The sequence below is a fragment of the Clostridioides sp. LIBA-7678 genome, assembly GCF_056716065.1.
Genome location: NZ_CP196987.1, coordinates 45,888 through 64,253 on the forward strand (window position 1 = coordinate 45,888; position 18,366 = coordinate 64,253).

Below are 18,366 nucleotides of genomic sequence, written 5' to 3' on the forward strand. Positions count from 1 at the left end.
GTATATTTAAAATATAGAAGATATATAAAAGTATTGAGACCTAATAAAGCAAAAGTTTTAAATTTATTTATTATAAGTATAATAAATAAAACCTTACAATCAGTGAAGTCATAAACTCATATCTAGATTGTTATAAAAAATATAAAAATATATAATTTAGGGCTTTAAAAATTTAAATAATAGGTGTAAAATAATAGTCAAAGAAAGTCAAAATTAAAAAGGTGTGTGGTGATATTAATGGCAACTATGACAGATATAATTGAAAAATTTATTAAAGATTTGATGGAAGAAGATAATAGCATACAAATTCAAAGAAATGAACTAGCAAACTTGTTTAGTTGTGCACCATCACAAATAAATTATGTGTTAACAACAAGATTTACAATAGATAAAGGATATTATATTGAAAGTAAAAAAGGTGGCGGAGGATATGTTCAGATAGAAAAAATACGAAAAAGTAAAGATGGGCATATTAGAGAACTTTTAAATGAAAAGATAGGAAATCAAATATCATATAAAAAAGCAAAAGAATTATTGGAAAGTTTAAAAGAGTCAGGTCTAATTAGTGAAAGAGAATTAAAATTAATATTATATGCAATAGATGATAAATCATTATGTATGCCAATATATGAATTAAAAGAGAAGGTAAGGTCTAACATTCTAAAGAATATAATAATAGGGTTATTTAGTATAGAGGAGTGATAGTTTATGCTATGTCAAAAATGTAATAAGAATAAAGCATCCGTATATTATAATAAAATAGTCAATGGAGAAAAGACAGAAATGTACCTATGCAGTGAATGTGCAAAAGAGAATACAGAAATGAATTTTAATTTAGATATGCCTTTTTCAATGATGGATATATTCTCTAACTTAGGATTTCAACCAAAAAAAGAACTTGAAGAAAAGTTAGTTTGCCCAAACTGTAATATGACATACAGTGAATTTAAGAATAATGGAAGGTTTGGATGCAGTGAATGCTATAATGCATTTAGTAGTCAAGTAAATCCTATGCTTCAAAATATACATGGACATATAGAACATACAGGTAAGGCACCTAAAAAATCTTTTTATAAGATAAGTGTAGAAAATGAGATTAAGGAATTAAAAGAAGACTTAGATAGAGCTATAAAAAATGAGGAGTATGAATTGGCTGCTCAGTTTAGAGATAAAATTAAATATTTAAAAGGTTCTATTGACTAAGATTGGAGTGATATTATGAGAGAAAACATAGTCATGAAATCAAGAGTTAGGCTAGCTAGAAACTTAAATAATTATCCTTTTCCAAATAGATTAGATAAAGAAAGTGCTATGGAAATAATAGAAAAAGTAAAAAATGTATTTATGAATTCTAGTTTAGAACAAAAAGAAGAGTTTGATTTCTATAAAATTGAAGATTTAGATGAATCTAAAAAAATGCTTATGGTTGAAGAACATATAATAAGCCCTGATTTAGCGGAAAATGATAAAAGTGCAGTTATAGTAAAGAAAGATAAAACTGTAAGTATAATGATAAATGAAGAGGACCACATAAGAATACAAACTATGTGTGATGATTTAAATTTAGAATATGCATATAACATAGCAAATGAGATAGATGATTTGTTAGAATCAAGTTTAGAATACGCATTTAGTACAAAGTTAGGTTATCTTACATCTTGCCCAACTAATACAGGTACAGGAATGAGAGCTTCTGTAATGATGCATTTACCAGCATTAAGTCAACTAGGTTATATGGATGAACTTTATAAAATATCCTCACAAATAGGGATAGCTATAAGAGGTATATATGGAGAACGAACAGAAGCATTAGGAAACATATATCAAATATCCAATCAACTTACACTTGGAAGAACAGAATCTAACATCATAGAGAATGTAAGTGGTCTTACAAAAGATGCAATTTCAAAAGAAATAAAATCAAGAGAAATATTGCAAAAAAAATTAGGTATAAAATTAGAAGATAAAATATTTAGGTCAATAGGTATTCTTGAAAATTCAAGAGTAATGAGTAGCTCAGAGGCTATGAGTCATCTATCAAATATAAAAATGGGCATAGAAATGAATTATATAGATAAATTAGATTTAAAAGCTATAGAACAACTTATGATAGGTATACAACCTGCACATCAGTCAATAATGTATAAGAGTGATGATGTTGAGAATAGAGATATAAATAGAGCAACATACATTAGAGAGACTTTGGAAAAATTAAGAGGAGGGATAAATTATGAACTTCAATAGATTTACACAAAGAGCTAAGAAGGCAATAGATTTAGCATTTGAATCAGCTAAAACATTAGGACATAATATTGTTGGAAGTGAACATATACTTCTAGGTCTTTTAAGAGAAGAAGAAGGTATAGCTGCTAAGGTTCTAAGTAAAGTTGGATTTACAGAGGCTTATTTAGAGGGTAAAATAATTGATATGGAAGGCAAAGGAGACGGGATTCCAGAGGATATAGTATTAAGTCCAAGAAGTAAACAAATACTAGAACTATCAGGAATGTTTGCAAATAAATTAAAAACAAATTATATTGGAACTGAACATATACTATTATCTATCATTCAAGAAGGTGAAGGAATAGCTAATAAGATTTTAAATTATGCAGGAGTAAATGATAGAACTCTTGCCCAATTAACAATTGATATGATGGGAATTAGTGATAAAAATCAATATAAAGCAGAAAATAGTTACACGAGCAACCAAAATCAAGTGGAGTCTAAGGTACTTGATAAGTATGGAAGAAACCTTACTCTATATGCAAAACAGAATAAAATAGACCCAGTAATAGGTAGAGAAAAAGAAATACAAAGAGTAATACAAATATTAAGTAGAAGAACAAAAAATAATCCAGTGTTAATAGGAGACCCAGGAGTGGGTAAAACAGCTATAGCGGAAGGTTTAGCAACAAATATAGCTCTAGGAAATGTACCAGAAACATTAAAAAATAAAACATTATACTCTTTAGAAATGGGTTCTTTATTAGCAGGTGCTAAATATAGAGGAGAATTTGAAGAGAGAATCAAAGAAGTTGTAGATGAAGTTGTTAAAAATGGAAATATAATTTTATTTATAGATGAAATGCATACTATAATAGGAGCTGGGTCTACAGGAGAAGGCTCTATAGATGCATCGAATATATTAAAGCCAGCTTTAGCAAGAGGGGAAATACAAGTTATAGGTGCAACTACAATTGATGAATATAGAAAGCATGTTGAAAAAGATTCTGCACTAGAAAGAAGATTCCAACCAGTTATGGTAGATGAACCAAGTAAAGAAGATTCAATAAAAATATTAGAAGGATTAAGGGATAAATATGAAGCTCATCATAAAGTTAAGATAACTGACGATGCTATAAAGTCAGCTGTAGAATTATCAACTAGATATATATCAGATAGATATCTACCAGATAAAGCTATAGACTTGATTGATGAAGCCGCATCAAAAGTAAGATTAAAGGAAAATACACCTCCTTCAGAAATAAAAAAATTAGAACTAGAAATAGAAAATATAGATAAAGAAAAAGAAGAAGCTGTAAGATGCCAAGATTTTGAAAAAGCAGCAAAAATAAGAGATGAACAAGGTCTACTAAAAAAACAATTAGAAGATGTAAGAGAAAGATGGAATAAATCATCTAAACATTCTGATTTAGTTGATGGAGAAGTTATTGCTGAAGTAGTTGGCTTATGGACAGGAATACCTGTCAATAAAATTCTTGAAGAAGAAGCTGATAGACTTCTAAGACTTGAAGAAATCTTACACAATAGAGTCATAGGTCAAGAGCAAGCAGTAAAAGCTATCTCAAAGGCAATTAGAAGGTCAAGAGCAGGTCTTAAAGACCCTAATAGACCAATTGGTTCGTTTTTATTTTTAGGTCCTACAGGAGTAGGTAAAACGGAGTTATCTAAGGCATTAGCAGAGGTACAGTTTGGAGATGAAAATCAAACAATAAGAATAGATATGTCTGAATATATGGAAAAACATGCTGTATCAAGAATGATAGGTTCACCTCCAGGTTATGTTGGTCATGATGAAGGTGGCCAATTAACTGAAAAGGTAAGAAGAAATCCATATTCAGTTATTTTATTTGATGAGATAGAAAAAGCTCATCCAGATGTATTTAATATTCTATTACAAATCTTAGATGATGGTAGATTGACTGATTCAAAAGGAAGAACTGTAGATTTCAAAAATACTATCATAATAATGACATCAAATGTTGGGGCGTCTACGATTGGAAGACAAAAAACTTTAGGTTTTAGTATAGCTAAAGGAGATGAAGAAGAAAAGTCTCAATATGAAAAAATGAAAGAAAATATAATGGGTGAATTAAAACAGAGATTCAGACCTGAGTTTTTGAACAGAATAGATGATATAATTGTTTTCCATTCATTAAATGAAAACCACATATCAAAAATAATACTTTTAATGGTGGCTAAGTTACAAGAAAGACTAAAAGAAATGGATATAAAATTAGAAATGAGTGACGAAGCCGTTAAATTAATTTCTAAATCTGGATTTGATTTAGAATATGGAGCAAGACCTCTTAAAAGAGCTTTACAAAAAGAGTTAGAAGATGAATTATCTGAAGCAATATTAAAAGGTGATGTGAAAAAGGGAAGTAATGTAGTAGCAAAAGTAAAAGATGAAAAAATAGTTTTTGAAACTAAATAATTTAATAGAGTTGCATTTTAAAATCTTGTAGATACAAGTTTTATAACTTAAACAAAATTTTAAGGGCAATGAATCTATAATAATTCATTGCCCTTAATTATTTTATTTAATCTTTACATATTGTCTTTCACATATGCTAAAATTATAGTATATAATAATAAATTAAGGATGATAAAAGTATGGCAAAAATAAAAACAAAATATGTATGTCAATCTTGTGGATATGAAACAGCTAAATGGCTTGGAAAATGTCCTGAATGTACAAAGTGGAATACATTTGTAGAAGAAGTAGACCAAAAAAGCACAAAAAAAGAGGTCTTTATAATAGATAAATCTTCATCTAAACCAGTTAGTATAAATTCAATAGAAAGCAAAGAAGAAGAAAGATTTACAACCGATATAAATGAACTGGATAGAGTACTTGGAGGAGGTATAGTTAAAGGTTCCTTAGTACTTGTTGGTGGAGACCCTGGTATAGGTAAGTCGACACTCTTAATTCAAGTTTCTAGTAACGTTGCTAATTTGGGAAAAACTGTTTTATATATAACTGGAGAAGAATCAGAATCTCAAATAAAAATGAGAGCTAAAAGATTAGGAATTAACTCAGAAAATCTGTATATATTTGCTGAAAATAATTTAAGCATAATTGAATCTTATTTAGAAAGTGTAAATCCAGAATTAATAATTCTAGACTCAATTCAAACTGTCTTTAGTCCAGAAATATCCTCGGCACCAGGAACTGTCAGCCAAATTAAAGAAGGTACTTCAAAATTTATGAAAATTTCTAAAAAAATGGGTATTTCAACATTTATAGTTGGTCATGTGACAAAAGAAGGCTCACTAGCAGGACCAAAATTATTAGAGCATATGGTTGATACTGTTCTATATTTTGAAGGTGAAAGATATAATACTTATAGATTAGTGAGAGCTGTCAAAAATAGATTTGGCTCAACGAACGAACTTGGAGTATTTGAAATGAGAGATTTAGGATTAGTAGAACTTGATAATCCATCTAAAATTTTAATATCTGAGAAACCTAAAGATGTGGCAGGGTCAGTAATAATATCTACTGTAGAAGGTACAAGACCGATGTTACTTGAATTACAGGCATTAGTTTCACCTACAAGCTTTGGTATACCAAAGAGAACATCTACAGGTGTAGATTATAATAGAGTAGGTATGTTATTAGCAGTATTAGAAAAACGTGTAGGATTGCAAATACAAAATCAAGATGTCTATATAAACATAGTTGGAGGGATAAAAATAAATGAACCTTCAATTGATTTAGGAATAGCTATTTCTGTAGCATCTAGTTTTAGAAATATACCTATAGATGAAGATATAGCTGTTACAGGAGAAGTGGGTCTTACAGGAGAAGTTAGAGCAGTAAGTTTTATAGAAAAGAGAATAGCTGAATGTAAAAAACTTGGATTTAAAAAGATAGTAGTTCCTAGAAGTAATTATGAGGTTGTAAAAGACACCAAAGGTATAGAAATATGGCCAGTAGATAACTTAAGACAAGCCATAAATATAGTGCTTGGGAGGAATCAATAAATATGGAGAACTTTCTAGATAATAAAAATATGTTATATGCATTAAAAATGATATCTCCTGGAACTCCACTTAGATTAGGTCTAAACAATGTACTAAGAGCTAAGACAGGTGGCTTAATTGTAATTGCAACTAACGAAGATGTAATGAAAATAGTAGATGGTGGATTTGCTATAAATGCAGAATATTCGCCATCATATTTATATGAATTAGCTAAAATGGATGGAGCAATAGTTTTAAGTGGTGATATAAAGAAAATACTATTTGCTAATGCACAACTTATACCAGATTATTTTATAGAAACATCAGAAACTGGAACAAGACATAGAACAGCTGAAAGAGTAGCAAAACAGACTGGTGCTATAGTCATAGGAATATCACAAAGAAGAAATGTTATAACAGTTTATAGAGGAAATGAGAAGTATGTGGTCGAAGATATATCTAAGATATTTACTAAGGCAAATCAGGCTATACAAACTCTAGAAAAATATAAGACCGTATTAGATCAAGCTATAACAAATTTAAACGCTTTAGAGTTTAATGATTTGGTAACTATTTATGATGTTGCATTAGTCATGCAAAAAATGGAAATGGTAATGAGAGTTACAAGTATAATTGAAAAATATGTGATAGAATTGGGTGATGAGGGAACTTTAGTAAGTATGCAATTAGAAGAATTAATGGGTACAACTAGAATAGATCAGAAATTAATATTCAAAGATTATAATAAAGAAAATACAGAAATAAAGGAACTTATGAAAAAAGTTAAAAATTTAAATTCAGAAGAACTAATAGAATTGGTTAATATGGCAAAACTATTAGGGTATAGTGGTTTTTCAGAAAGTATGGATATGCCTATAAAAACAAGAGGCTATCGAATTCTTAGTAAAATACATAGACTACCAACAGCAATAATAGAAAACTTAGTAAATTATTTTGAAAACTTCCAGCAAATATTAGATGCGTCTATTGAAGAATTAGATGAAGTTGAAGGAATAGGTGAAATAAGAGCAACATATATAAAAAATGGACTCATAAAAATGAAACAATTAGTATTATTAGATAGACACATATGATGAATTTTAAATGAATTTTACTACTTTTTTCTTGAATATAATATACACTTTGGTCTATAATAGATAAGTATAACTAGGGGGTGAAGCATTGATAAGGAAAGTAACAAGGATATTGTTTATTTTACTTGGATTTACGATAGGTATAACGACCTATTTAACATTAATGAAAGATTTTGAAATATTAACATTTGGGAAAGAAACATATGGTTATATCGCAGCTGTAGTAGCAGGTATAATAATAGCCATTTTAGGATATCTTATAGAACCATGGGTTGTAAATAGAGTAAAAGAAATTGCTAAAATAGTGGATAAAGAATTATCAAAATATCCTCAAACTGATATATTGTTAGGGTCTATGGGGCTTATAGTAGGATTTGTGATTGCATATTTATTAAGTGGATTAGTAAATAGAATACCAATAGTAGGTGGGATACTATCTTTACTATTATATTTATTCCTAGGATATCTTGGAATGAAAGTTGCGCTTAAAAGTAAAAATGATTTATTTAATATTGGAAAATTAGGAAGATTAGCAAATCCTATTAAAGATAAAGATAAGGACAAAGAAAATAAAAAAGATATAAAAGCAATTCCTCCAAAAGTATTAGACACAAGTGTAATAATTGATGGAAGGATAGCAGATATTTGTAAAACAGGATTTATAGAGGGAAAACTTATTATTCCTGCTTTTGTTTTGGAGGAACTAAGACACATTGCAGATTCTTCAGATGATTTAAAAAGAGTAAGAGGTAGAAGAGGTCTGGATATATTAAATATAATTCAGAAAGAATTAAATATAGAAGTTGAAATAAGTGAGAGAGACTTTGACGAAATAGCTGAAGTTGATAGCAAATTACTAAAGCTTGCTCAAGTTTTAAATGGAAAAGTTGTTACCAACGATTATAACTTAAATAAAGTTGCTCAATTCCAAGGTGTTGAAGTATTAAATATAAATGAGTTAGCTAATGCCATAAAACCAGTTGCGATACCAGGTGAAGATATGGTTGTTCAAGTGGTTAAAGAAGGAAAAGAGGCTCAACAAGGTGTTGCATATCTAGATGATGGAACTATGATAGTTGTTGATGGAGGAAGAAAGCATATGAATGAGACTATAAAGGTGCTTGTGACATCTGTTCTTCAAACTCCTGCAGGTAGAATGATATTTGCAAAACCTAAAAATTAATATATTCAAATAAACCAATAGTTTGGGCTGTTTATTTTAAATAGATGGTCCAAATTTATTTATTTATAACGACAATGTTTAATGTATTCTTAAAGGTGAGGATTTAAATCAGAAAGCAGGGAGAATTTATGAGAAAAAAAATTATATCTTTCTTAGCAACATTTATCATAATATTAACATCGATGAGTCAATATAGTTTTGCAGATGATATGCCAACATATGGAAAAGTAGTATTTATAGATATGAATAGAACTAGTATGAGCAATATGTTGAGAATAAAATCATTGAGAGAAGAACTAGATAATAGAGGATATATCGGTCTAATGAACATAAGAGGCGATAAGGGTAGTGATGACAGACGGTCATATGCTAGTATGGGTGCTGGTGGAAGAGCTAATGTAGCTAATGAAGAAGATATTAATTTTGAGAGCTCAAGTAAAGATAGGGACATAGTTTTTAAAGCAGCTACAGGAAAAAATGCAAAAGGTATAAATAACTTAACCATAAATAAGTCTATAAATGAAAATTTAAACTTTGGGGAGTATGGTTCTGTACTAGGGTCATTAGGTCAAAGTTTATCTGATAATGGGCTAAAAACATCTGTGTTGGGAAATGCAGATATAATTGAAAATGGTCAACTCATAAAAAATAGAAACTTATGCCTAGTTGCAATGGATGAGTATGGGAGAATTCCTAATGGAAATGTAGATAATATAAATAAGAAAGATTTATCTATGCCTTATGGAATATCAACTGATTATAATAAATTGATTACAGAGACTAGAGAAGCTTACAAAAACAATGATGTAGTTTTTGTAGAGCTTGGAGATACATATAGATTAGATTTATATAAACCAAATCTAACTGAAGAAACATATGCGAGCATAAAAAATAACATAGAAAAAAATATAGATGTATACTTAAAAAATGTATTTTCTATGGTTGGAGAGAATGACACTGTTTATATATCAAGTGCATTTCCAAGTGACTTAGATTACAAAAATAAAAGAAGGCTTTCTCCAATAATAAAATTAAATGGTAATGGAAAAGGGCTGTTATCATCTTCAACTACGAGAAGAGAAGGTATTGTGACTAATCTAGATGTTGGAGCTGAGATATTAAATAACTTTGATATAAAAAATCAAAATATGGTTGGAAAGAAGTATGAACTTATTAACAGAGATGATAATAAAGAATATCTGATGGATGAGTACCAAAAGATAGTATCTGTTTCAAGTATAAGGTCTATAACACTTAATGGATTTGTAAGTATAGTCTTCTTGTCGTGGATAGTTGCTATGATTCTAATTTTATTTAGAAAGCATATATTAAAAAATCACAAAGAAACAATATTTTTTATACTAAAAGAATTTCTAAAAATAGGAATAGTAATGCCATTATCATTTATGATAACTCCAATAATGAATTTTAAAACACCAGTAGCAATATCTTTAGGAATAATTATAATAACGCTTACTATATACTTAATAAGCAAAGTTTTAATAAAGAATGATTTAAAAAACATGTTATTCTTTACAGGTTTAACCATATTGATTATGGTTATTGATTCTGCATTTGGTTCATATTTAATGAAAAGTAATGTAATGAGTTATGATTGTATAATTGGAGCTAGATACTATGGAGTAGGTAATGAATATCAAGGAGTAGCAATAGGTAGTGCGATACTTACGTTTGCAGTTTTACTTACATATAAAAAGATACCAAAATGGTCTGTGATAGTTTTTTCTTTAGTTATATTAATTACAAGTGCATCTCCAATTATGGGAGCAAATGTTGGAAGTGCTATTTCTGAATGTGTTGCATTTTTACTATTTATACTATTGATATACAATGTAAAAATAGACTTAAAAAAAGTTGTATTATTAGGTATAGCAGTATTGCTTGTTTTAGGAGTTTTTGTAGCTATAGATATGATTTCAGGAAGTAACTCACATTTAGGTATGTTTGTAAAAGAAATTTATACTAATGGACCAGGAGAAATAATACAAACATTTAGTAGAAAGATAGAGATGAACTTGAAGCTAGCTCAAACCAGTGCATGGGTAAATATACTACTAACTGGAATCGGAGTAATTTTAGTTCTTATGATTAATCAGATTAGATATTTTAAACAATTAATTGATGAATACCCAATTGTATTTAAAGGCTTTATAGCGTCAATAGCAGGATGCTTTGTAACTCTTTTAGTAAATGACTCTGGAATTGTGTCATCAGCTACAGCTTTTATTTATGTAATTGTACCTATGATTATATTAAGTATAAACCTGGTAGCATTAAAAGAATAAGTTGCATATATGCTATGTATAAATATTGATATGTTAATTTAAATTTATTTTGTCAAAATAAATTTAAAGAAGAAATTTTATAAAAATTGGTTATTATATAAAAATCCCAAGTTTATTTTAACTTGGGATTTTTATATAATAACTAATTTTTATCTTGTTTCAATATAATTTGAAAGGATGTACTTTTCCCTAAAATGCTTGAAACCGAAATATTCCCTCCATGTGCATCAATAATCTGTTTAACAATAAACAATCCTAATCCTTTGTTTTGTGTATTATGATTTTTGCTACTATAATATTTGTCAAAAATATCATCTGCTTTTTTCGCATTTATCCCAACCCCATTGTCAGTAGTATTAATGTAAATTTGTTCAGAACTCTGTTTTAAGCAAATTTCTATTTCTGTACCATCAGGATTATGTTCAACACAATTCATTAAAAGGTTATAAAGAGCTCTATACATTAATGTCTCATCTATGGCTAAATACAAACATTCTAAATCTGTATAAAATCCAAATATCTGTTTTTTAGATTTTGGATTATTAGCTACATCAGCAATAAGGTTTTGAAGAAATGCAACCATTTCAACCTGTGTGTGTTTAAGCAGTATTTTTCCAGACGAATCTATAAAAAATGTCAGACTTAAATTGTCTATTAATTTTTCAATATATACTCCTTTTTTATATATGTTATCTAAAAATATCGTTCTCTCTTCTTCACTAAAACTGTGGTTTTTGTTAAGCATTAGAGATGAATATCCTGTGATGTATGATAATGGCGTTTTCAAATCATGTGATACACCAGCAAGCCAATCGGTTTTTGCAACTTCAAGTTTTTCTCGTTCAATTTCAGTTTCTTGAAGCTTATTGCCTAAAGATTTTATATTTACAATGACTTCTTTATACATAAAATAGTACCATTTTAATTTCCCATTATTGGTAAAGGCTTTTTTGACTATTGCATAATCTCCTTTAGATAAATTACTTATTGAACAAATTATCAAGTAAAGTGGTCGAACAAGAAATAAGCAAAAAAGTATCCCTCCTGTAATAAAGCAGAAAGAAATTATAAGTATGCTTGGGAAATATCCAATAGATGAATCAGCCACATATAAAAATTCATGTGATCTTTCAGGATATATTAATTGATTAAGTAATATGAATAATGTAACGAAGTATACTAGAAATATAAAGAGACCTGTTGTAAAGTAAGCAATAAAACGAAAGTATAATTTTTTCAATATATCAGCTCCCCTCTGGTGGTATGAACTTATACCCAATTCCACGAAGGTTTGTAATAACTTTGTATGGTTTATTATCATCCAGTATCTTTTTTCTAAGCTTGGATATATGTATTGTAACAGTCTTTTCATCTCCATATCCTGCTAATCCCCAAATTGTATCGTACAGATGTGATGTAGTAAAGACCTTGTTAGGATTTTGGCAAAAAAATTCCATTAGCTCGAGTTCTTTGGCTGTACATTCTACGTCTTGACCATTTACAGTAAGTATTGCACAAGTCATATCAAGAATAATATAGCCATAATGATAAATTAGGGAATTTTCTGAATGAGTATGTAATACTGAACGTTCAAGTTGTTGACGCCTAAAAATAGCTTTGATTCTGGCGACAAGCTCCATTGTATTAAAAGGTTTTGTTATATAATCATCACCACCAATGGCAAGTCCTGATAATTTATCGTAATCACCAGTTTTGGCAGTCAGAAATATGATAGGGGCTATAGTTTTCCTGCGTATTTTCGTGCATAGGTCAAATCCACAATAATCTGGTAGCATTACATCAAGAATGATAAGGTCATATTGCCTGTTTTCAATACACTCAAGGGCTTTGGTTCCTGTTGATACACAGGTAACATTATTATAGTGTTCTTTATTTAAGGTTATTTTCACTAGCGTTAACAGCCCTTCTTCATCATCAACAATAAGTATCTTTTCAGGGTTTTCCAATTTGTCATCCATAATATTTCATCTCCCAGTATACAAAAATAGTATCATTATAATACCATACATGCAAAGTGTAAGCAATAAATTATTCTTTTGTTTTTACCCTCTCTTTATTTTTATTTTATTTTCATACTATATCCTATAGATAATAAGAGAGATAAAAATAAAACAGGAGGTAAAAAATGACAAAATCGCTAAAATCAAGAGGAATAAGTGTTCTGTTATGTGGAGCTTTGATTGTTGGTGTAATGACAGGATGTACATCTCAGGCTACATCAACAAAAAGCTCAACATCTAAGTCAACACCTAAAACAATGGAAAAAGTTACCCGTGTAAGTTCTGAAAAGCAGTTGAAGAAAGCAAAAGAAAAATATGAGAAAAACCCAAATGATGAAGCTTTAGCATTAAAATATGCCCAAAACTTATTTGAATTGGGAGATTTTACAGAATTACAAGAAGTATTAAAGCCTTTTTTAAATGGAGATAAACCTCTACCAGATACTATTTACCTTTCAGGACAAATAGAATATATGAATGGTAATTATACACAAGCGGAAAAGCTATACAATACTCTTGTGGAGAAATACCCAGATAAATTTAAAGAAAAGGCAGAAGCTGGACTATCAATGGTCTATTATCAAACAAATCAATATCAGAAAGCAAAACAGCTATCTATTGGGCAAGAAAATGCAAGTAGCTTATTGAACAACATGATGAAAGATTTTGGTGATAGGCAACCTAATCAAATTGAATGGAATGGAAAAAATGAAAGTGTTATTCCATTTCTTACAACTGACCCTCTGCCTGTTGTACCAGTAGAGATAAATGGAAAAAGAATGAACGCTTTTATTGATACTGGTGCTCCTACATTTGTTCTTGACAAAAAATTTGCAAAAGAACTTGGAATTAAACCAGTTTCAAATGCAGATGGGAATTTTGCTGGAGGTGGTACTTCTGAGATTGGCTTTAGTAGAGCTGATTCATTTAAGGTAGGAGATATAAATATGAAAAATATCCCTGTAATGATAGGAGAGCTTGGCGGACTTGCAGAACTATTTAAGAGTACTGGATTAGATGTTCGTGCTGTTCTTGGTACAAATGTATTAAAACAATTTGTACCAACAATGGATTATCCAAATGGTGAGTTGGTATTAAGACCACGAAGTGAAGTAGTAAGGAATGAAATAGTTATAACGGATGAAGATATCAAAGAAGGTAAAGGTGAAATAATACAACAAATTCCATTCACACTTTCTTCTACTCATTATATGTTTGGTAAAGGTTCAATTAATAATAAAAATAATCTTAATTTCTTTATTGATTCAGGATTTAATGGTGGAAAGGGTGCTGGAGTTATGTTGCCTAAACAAACAATAGATTTATTAGGTATTACTATGCCAAATCTAAGACCAGCTACTAAAGATGAAGGCGGAATGACAGGAAATGATTTTGAAGTGGCACAATTTGATATTTCATCATATGGGCTAGGTAATGTACAACAGAGAAAAGGTATTGGGTATTTTGTGACAGGACAAGAAAGAATGTATCAAGTACATGGATTTTTCCAAGATGCTTTAATAAGCCATAACTATCTGAAGAATTACAAATGGACAATTAATTTTGATTCAATGACGATGACATTTAATGAGAAGAAGAATATATAATCTAAATTGTGAACAAGAGATATCTTTTTAATTTTACTTTTGCTTTACTTTTATTTTACTTTCATATTGTATCTTATAGATAAGAACAAAAATAGGAGGTAAAAAATGATAAAATCACTGAAATCAAGAGGAATAAGTATTATATTATGTGGAGCTTTAATTGTTGGTGTAATGACAGGATGTACATCTCAGGCTACATCATCGAAAAGCTCAACGCCTAAGTCAATAACTAAAACAACAAAAAAAGTTACTCGTGCAAGTTGCGAAAAACAACTAACAGAAATAAAAGGAAAGTATGAGAAAAATCCAAATGACGAAGTTCTAAGATTAGAATATGCTCAAATACTATTTAAATTAGGTGACATTACAAAAGCACAAGAGATGCTGAGTCCCTTGATGAATTCGAAGAAGCCTTCCCCAGATGTGATTTATCTTTCTGCACGAATAGAATATCTGAATGGTAATTATGAGCAGGCTGAAAAACTATATAATACTCTTATAGAGCAATATCCTGATAAATTCAAAGCAAAAGCTGAAAAAGGATTGACACTAACATATTATCAAACAAATCAATATCAAAAAGCTGAAAAATTATCCAAAGCATCAGAAGATAAAAACAATAGTATAAATAGTGTATTGGAAATGATGAAAGCTTTTAAGGATAAACAACCAAATCAAATTGACTGGAATGGAAAAAGCGAAACAGTGATTCCTTTTATCACAACTGAACCTCTGCCAGTTGTGCCAGTAGAGATAAATGGAAAAAGGATAAATGCTGTTATTGATACTGGTGGCCCAATGTTTACTATTGATCAGAAACTTGCAAAAGAACTTGGTATAAAAACAGCTTCAAAAAACGAAAATGAATTTGCTGGAGGTAATACTGTTGAAACTAGTTTTGGTCAAGCTGATTCACTTACTATAGGAGATGTAAATATTAAAAATGTACCTGTAATGTTGGGACCATTTGATGGGTTTGAAGAGGGGCTTAAGGATTATGATGTTCATGGTATTATTGGTACAGGTGTATTGAAGGAATTTGTACCTACGATGGATTACCTTAGTGGCCAATTAATATTAAGACCTCGAAATGAAGTAGGTAGAGAGAATCTTAATAAAATGCTTGCAGATGATAAAATATTGGAAGAAATGCCATTTACGCTTGCAGCCATTCATTTTATGTATGGAAAAGGATCAGCCAATCAGAAAAGTGGACTTAACTACTTCATTGATTCAGGGCTTGGTGACGAAAAAGGTGCTGGAATTATATTACCTAAAGAAACAATAGACTCTTTGAAGATTCCTATGCCAGAGCTAAATAAAGCTCCTGAAGGACAAGGTGGAATGGGAGGAAGTGATTATAAGGAAGGCCATTTTGACATTTCATCATATGGACTGGGTAATTTACAATTGAAAAATGGTATAGGATATTATTTTACAGGTGGAGTTTTGGATTATGATGAGGAAGTTGGATTTGTTAGTGATGGATTGATAAGTCATCATTATTTTAATAAGTATAAATGGTCAATTGATTTCGATTCTAGGAAGATGACATTTAGCAAATAGAAATAGCATATAACACAAATTGCATGATTAAGTTTCACTTCTTTAAAGACACAGAGGTACAAGGAAAGTATCTCTGTGTTTTTTATATCCAAAAATATTTTATAAGTAAAATGTAATAGATAACTTGTTTATAAATATGTTAAGAGTAATAGTATTATAGTTCATCTAATTACAGAGATACTATTAGTTGTTCAAGTTTCTAGCTGAGTTATAACAGAATTAGATACAGTAGTAAAAGCTAAAACTATATTTTTACGAGTGTTTATTGTAAAAGTTTTCTCATTATACAAAAAAACAGTTGACTTTTTATATGAACCCCTTCTATAATGTTACTGAAATTAAGTAAAATGATTGAACAAATGTAAAGATAATTAAAAAAGCTTGATTTTGGAGGAAAGCAAATGAAAAAAATTGGAGACCTAAGGTTAATGATGAAGTGTTGTTCACTTTATTATGAAGATAATTTAAATCAGCAAGAAATAGCAAATCAATTGGGAATATCAAGACCAACAATATCAAGAATATTAAAAGAAGCTTTTGAGCAAGGCATAGTAAAAATACAAATAGTTGATGTTTTGAAAAATGACTACCAAAAAATAGAGAGAAGTTTAGAAAGAAAATATAAATTAAAAGAAGTAATAGTAGTAGATGATAAACAGGATTCACTAACACAAAAACAAGAATTAGCAAGAGCTGTATCTGAATATTTAACCAGAGTAGTAAAGGAAAATGATATAATAGGAGTTTCAATAGGAACTACACTAAAAGAAATACCTAGATATGTGGAAAAAAATAACTGTAAGAATGTTACATTTATACCTCTATTAGGTGGGATTGGAGACAATGAAATAGATATTCACGCAAATCAAATAGCAGTAAGTTTAGCAAGGGCTTTTGGAGGAGATTTTAAACTATTACATGCTCCAGCTGTTATGTCTGATTTATCTACAAAAGAAAAACTTTGCAAAGACGAAAAAATTAAAGAAGTGCTAGATTTAATAGATAAAACGACTATAGCAATCGTAGGTATAGGAAATCCAATGAGCTTAAACTCAACAATAATGGCTTCTGGGTATATGAATGAGGCAGATATAGAAGATTTGAAAAAATATAATTCAATAGGTGCGATTTGTTTGCAAGCCTTTGATAAAGAAGGAAAAACTTCTATACTTGAATTTAATCAAAGAGTACTAGGAGTAAAGCTAGAAGATTTAAAAAAGATAAAAAGGACTATAGGTGTAGCTTCAGGAGATGAAAAAATAGAAGCAATAAAGGCATCATTAAAGGCAAAGTTTATAAATAGTTTAGCAATTAATCACAGTTTAGCAATTGAATTATTAGAAGATTGTGACTAATAGAAAGATAGATAAAAGTTAACAGGAGGGAATGTATATGTCAATATCAAAAGAAACATTACTTGAAATGTATAAGAGAATGAATCAGGCTAGAAAATTTGAAGAGAAAGTTAGTTGGTTTTTTGCAAGAGGTATGGTTCACGGAACAACTCATTTATCTGTAGGTCAAGAGGCATCAAGTGTGGCAGCTGTAATGGCTTTAGAAAAGGGAGACTTGGTATCATTGACTCATAGAGGACATAGTCAATTTATAGGAATGGGGATAGACCTAAACAAAATGATGGCTGAACTTATGGGCAAAGAAACTGGATTTTGTAAAGGAAAAGGAGGCTCAATGCATATAGCAGATATTGAGTCAGGTAATTTAGGAGCAAATGGAGTTGTAGGTGGAGGTCTTACAATAGCTCCAGGAGCTGCACTTACACAACAATATAAAAAAACAGGCAAAATAGTTTTATGTAGTTTTGGTGATGGAGCATCAAATGAAGGTACTTTTCATGAAGGAATAAATTTATCTTCAATATGGAAGTTGCCAATAATATTCTACTGTGAGAATAACTTATACGGAATGTCAACAAGCATAAAACGCCATATGAATATAGAAAGTATTGCTACTAGAGCAGCTTCTTATGGAATAGAGGGAATATCAATAGATGGGTATAATCCGATAGAAGTATATGAGACAGTACAAAAAGCTGCTGAAAAATGTAGAAGAGGAGAAGGTCCTGTATTGATTGAAAGTAGAACTTATAGATGGTTAGGTCACTCAAAGTCAGATGCAAATGTATATAGAACAAAAGAAGAAATAGAATCATGGAAAGCAAAGGACCCTATTGAATTTTTAAGAAATTATCTTATCGAAAAGAATATCTCTAATGAAAATGAATTAGATAAAATTCAAGAGTTTGCCAAACAATCAATAGAAGAGGCAGTGGAATTTGCTCAAAATAGTCCAAATCCAAAAATAGAATCTTTATTAGAGGATGTATATGCAGACTAAAAATGGTAAAGGAGGAAGAAAAAA

14 protein-coding genes are annotated in these 18,366 nt (G+C 29.7%); 12 read left to right on the forward strand and 2 right to left on the reverse strand.

Features of this window, described 5'->3' with window-relative positions; genetic code table 11:
• The first annotated feature begins 237 nt into the window (after positions 1-237).
• The 8 genes from ACTG46_RS00405 (at position 238) to ACTG46_RS00440 (ending at position 10,793) form a co-directional block, all read left to right on the forward strand.
• Positions 238-702 (forward strand): CtsR family transcriptional regulator, encoded by a 465-nt coding sequence (locus tag ACTG46_RS00405; protein WP_054268642.1) that lies wholly within the window; start codon positions 238-240, stop codon positions 700-702.
• Positions 703-708: 6 nt separating this feature from the next.
• Positions 709-1,203, forward strand: a complete 495-nt coding sequence (locus tag ACTG46_RS00410; RefSeq protein ID WP_044211945.1) for a UvrB/UvrC motif-containing protein — start codon at positions 709-711, stop codon at positions 1,201-1,203.
• A 15-nt stretch (positions 1,204-1,218) separates the two neighbouring features.
• Positions 1,219-2,244, forward strand: a complete 1,026-nt coding sequence (locus ACTG46_RS00415; protein WP_054268643.1) for a protein arginine kinase — start codon at positions 1,219-1,221, stop codon at positions 2,242-2,244.
• A complete protein-coding gene (locus ACTG46_RS00420; protein WP_054275550.1) occupies positions 2,231-4,678 on the forward strand; it encodes an ATP-dependent Clp protease ATP-binding subunit in 2,448 nt (815 codons plus the stop codon). Before ACTG46_RS00415 ends, ACTG46_RS00420 begins: the two co-directional genes overlap by 14 nt.
• A 179-nt stretch (positions 4,679-4,857) precedes the next feature.
• On the forward strand, positions 4,858-6,231 hold the full coding sequence (gene radA, locus ACTG46_RS00425; RefSeq protein ID WP_054268645.1) for a DNA repair protein RadA: 1,374 nt from the start codon (positions 4,858-4,860) through the stop codon (positions 6,229-6,231).
• A 2-nt stretch (positions 6,232-6,233) separates the two neighbouring features.
• Positions 6,234-7,304, forward strand: a complete 1,071-nt coding sequence (disA, locus tag ACTG46_RS00430) for a DNA integrity scanning diadenylate cyclase DisA (protein WP_054268646.1) — start codon at positions 6,234-6,236, stop codon at positions 7,302-7,304.
• Positions 7,305-7,392: 88 nt separating this feature from the next.
• Positions 7,393-8,487: a PIN/TRAM domain-containing protein gene (locus tag ACTG46_RS00435; RefSeq protein WP_021382466.1), complete on the forward strand. Its 1,095-nt coding sequence runs from the start codon at positions 7,393-7,395 to the stop codon at positions 8,485-8,487.
• A gap of 128 nt (positions 8,488-8,615) precedes the next feature.
• The gene (locus ACTG46_RS00440) at positions 8,616-10,793 is read left to right on the forward strand and encodes a hypothetical protein (RefSeq protein ID WP_479923422.1); all 2,178 of its coding nucleotides are present in this window, start codon (positions 8,616-8,618) and stop codon (positions 10,791-10,793) included.
• Positions 10,794-10,935: 142 nt separating this feature from the next.
• Here ACTG46_RS00440 and ACTG46_RS00445 read toward each other — a convergent pair whose 3' ends face one another.
• Together ACTG46_RS00445 and ACTG46_RS00450 are read right to left on the reverse strand one after the other, a co-directional pair.
• Positions 10,936-12,033, reverse strand: a complete 1,098-nt coding sequence (locus ACTG46_RS00445) for a sensor histidine kinase (RefSeq protein WP_223195512.1) — start codon at positions 12,031-12,033, stop codon at positions 10,936-10,938.
• Between the two features lie 4 nt (positions 12,034-12,037).
• Complete coding sequence (locus ACTG46_RS00450; protein WP_479923423.1) at positions 12,038-12,772, reverse strand: response regulator transcription factor; 735 nt, start codon at positions 12,770-12,772, stop codon at positions 12,038-12,040.
• 167 nt (positions 12,773-12,939) lie between these two features.
• Here ACTG46_RS00450 and ACTG46_RS00455 point away from each other — a divergent pair, with 167 nt between their 5' ends.
• The 4 genes from ACTG46_RS00455 (at position 12,940) to ACTG46_RS00470 (ending at position 18,342) form a co-directional block, all read left to right on the forward strand.
• Entirely contained in the window at positions 12,940-14,421 is a 1,482-nt protein-coding gene (locus ACTG46_RS00455) for an aspartyl protease family protein (protein ID WP_479923424.1), read from the forward strand.
• A gap of 105 nt (positions 14,422-14,526) precedes the next feature.
• Complete coding sequence (locus ACTG46_RS00460) at positions 14,527-15,987, forward strand: aspartyl protease family protein (RefSeq protein WP_479923425.1); 1,461 nt, start codon at positions 14,527-14,529, stop codon at positions 15,985-15,987.
• 401 nt (positions 15,988-16,388) lie between these two features.
• Positions 16,389-17,342: a sugar-binding transcriptional regulator gene (locus ACTG46_RS00465; RefSeq protein ID WP_054268652.1), complete on the forward strand. Its 954-nt coding sequence runs from the start codon at positions 16,389-16,391 to the stop codon at positions 17,340-17,342.
• Positions 17,343-17,379: 37 nt separating this feature from the next.
• Positions 17,380-18,342, forward strand: a complete 963-nt coding sequence (locus ACTG46_RS00470; protein ID WP_054268653.1) for a thiamine pyrophosphate-dependent dehydrogenase E1 component subunit alpha — start codon at positions 17,380-17,382, stop codon at positions 18,340-18,342.
• The last annotated feature ends 24 nt before the right edge of the window (positions 18,343-18,366 follow it).

Coding starts and splice junctions, on each gene's coding strand:
- ACTG46_RS00405 (WP_054268642.1), top strand. CDS start 238: ATGGCAACTATGACAGATATAATTGAAAAATTTATTAAAGATTTGATG.
- ACTG46_RS00410 (WP_044211945.1), top strand. CDS start 709: ATGCTATGTCAAAAATGTAATAAGAATAAAGCATCCGTATATTATAAT.
- ACTG46_RS00415 (WP_054268643.1), top strand. CDS start 1,219: ATGAGAGAAAACATAGTCATGAAATCAAGAGTTAGGCTAGCTAGAAAC.
- ACTG46_RS00420 (WP_054275550.1), top strand. CDS start 2,231: ATGAACTTCAATAGATTTACACAAAGAGCTAAGAAGGCAATAGATTTA.
- radA (WP_054268645.1), top strand. CDS start 4,858: ATGGCAAAAATAAAAACAAAATATGTATGTCAATCTTGTGGATATGAA.
- disA (WP_054268646.1), top strand. CDS start 6,234: ATGGAGAACTTTCTAGATAATAAAAATATGTTATATGCATTAAAAATG.
- ACTG46_RS00440 (WP_479923422.1), top strand. CDS start 8,616: ATGAGAAAAAAAATTATATCTTTCTTAGCAACATTTATCATAATATTA.
- ACTG46_RS00450 (WP_479923423.1), bottom strand. CDS start 12,772: ATGGATGACAAATTGGAAAACCCTGAAAAGATACTTATTGTTGATGAT.
- ACTG46_RS00455 (WP_479923424.1), top strand. CDS start 12,940: ATGACAAAATCGCTAAAATCAAGAGGAATAAGTGTTCTGTTATGTGGA.
- ACTG46_RS00460 (WP_479923425.1), top strand. CDS start 14,527: ATGATAAAATCACTGAAATCAAGAGGAATAAGTATTATATTATGTGGA.
- ACTG46_RS00465 (WP_054268652.1), top strand. CDS start 16,389: ATGAAAAAAATTGGAGACCTAAGGTTAATGATGAAGTGTTGTTCACTT.
- ACTG46_RS00470 (WP_054268653.1), top strand. CDS start 17,380: ATGTCAATATCAAAAGAAACATTACTTGAAATGTATAAGAGAATGAAT.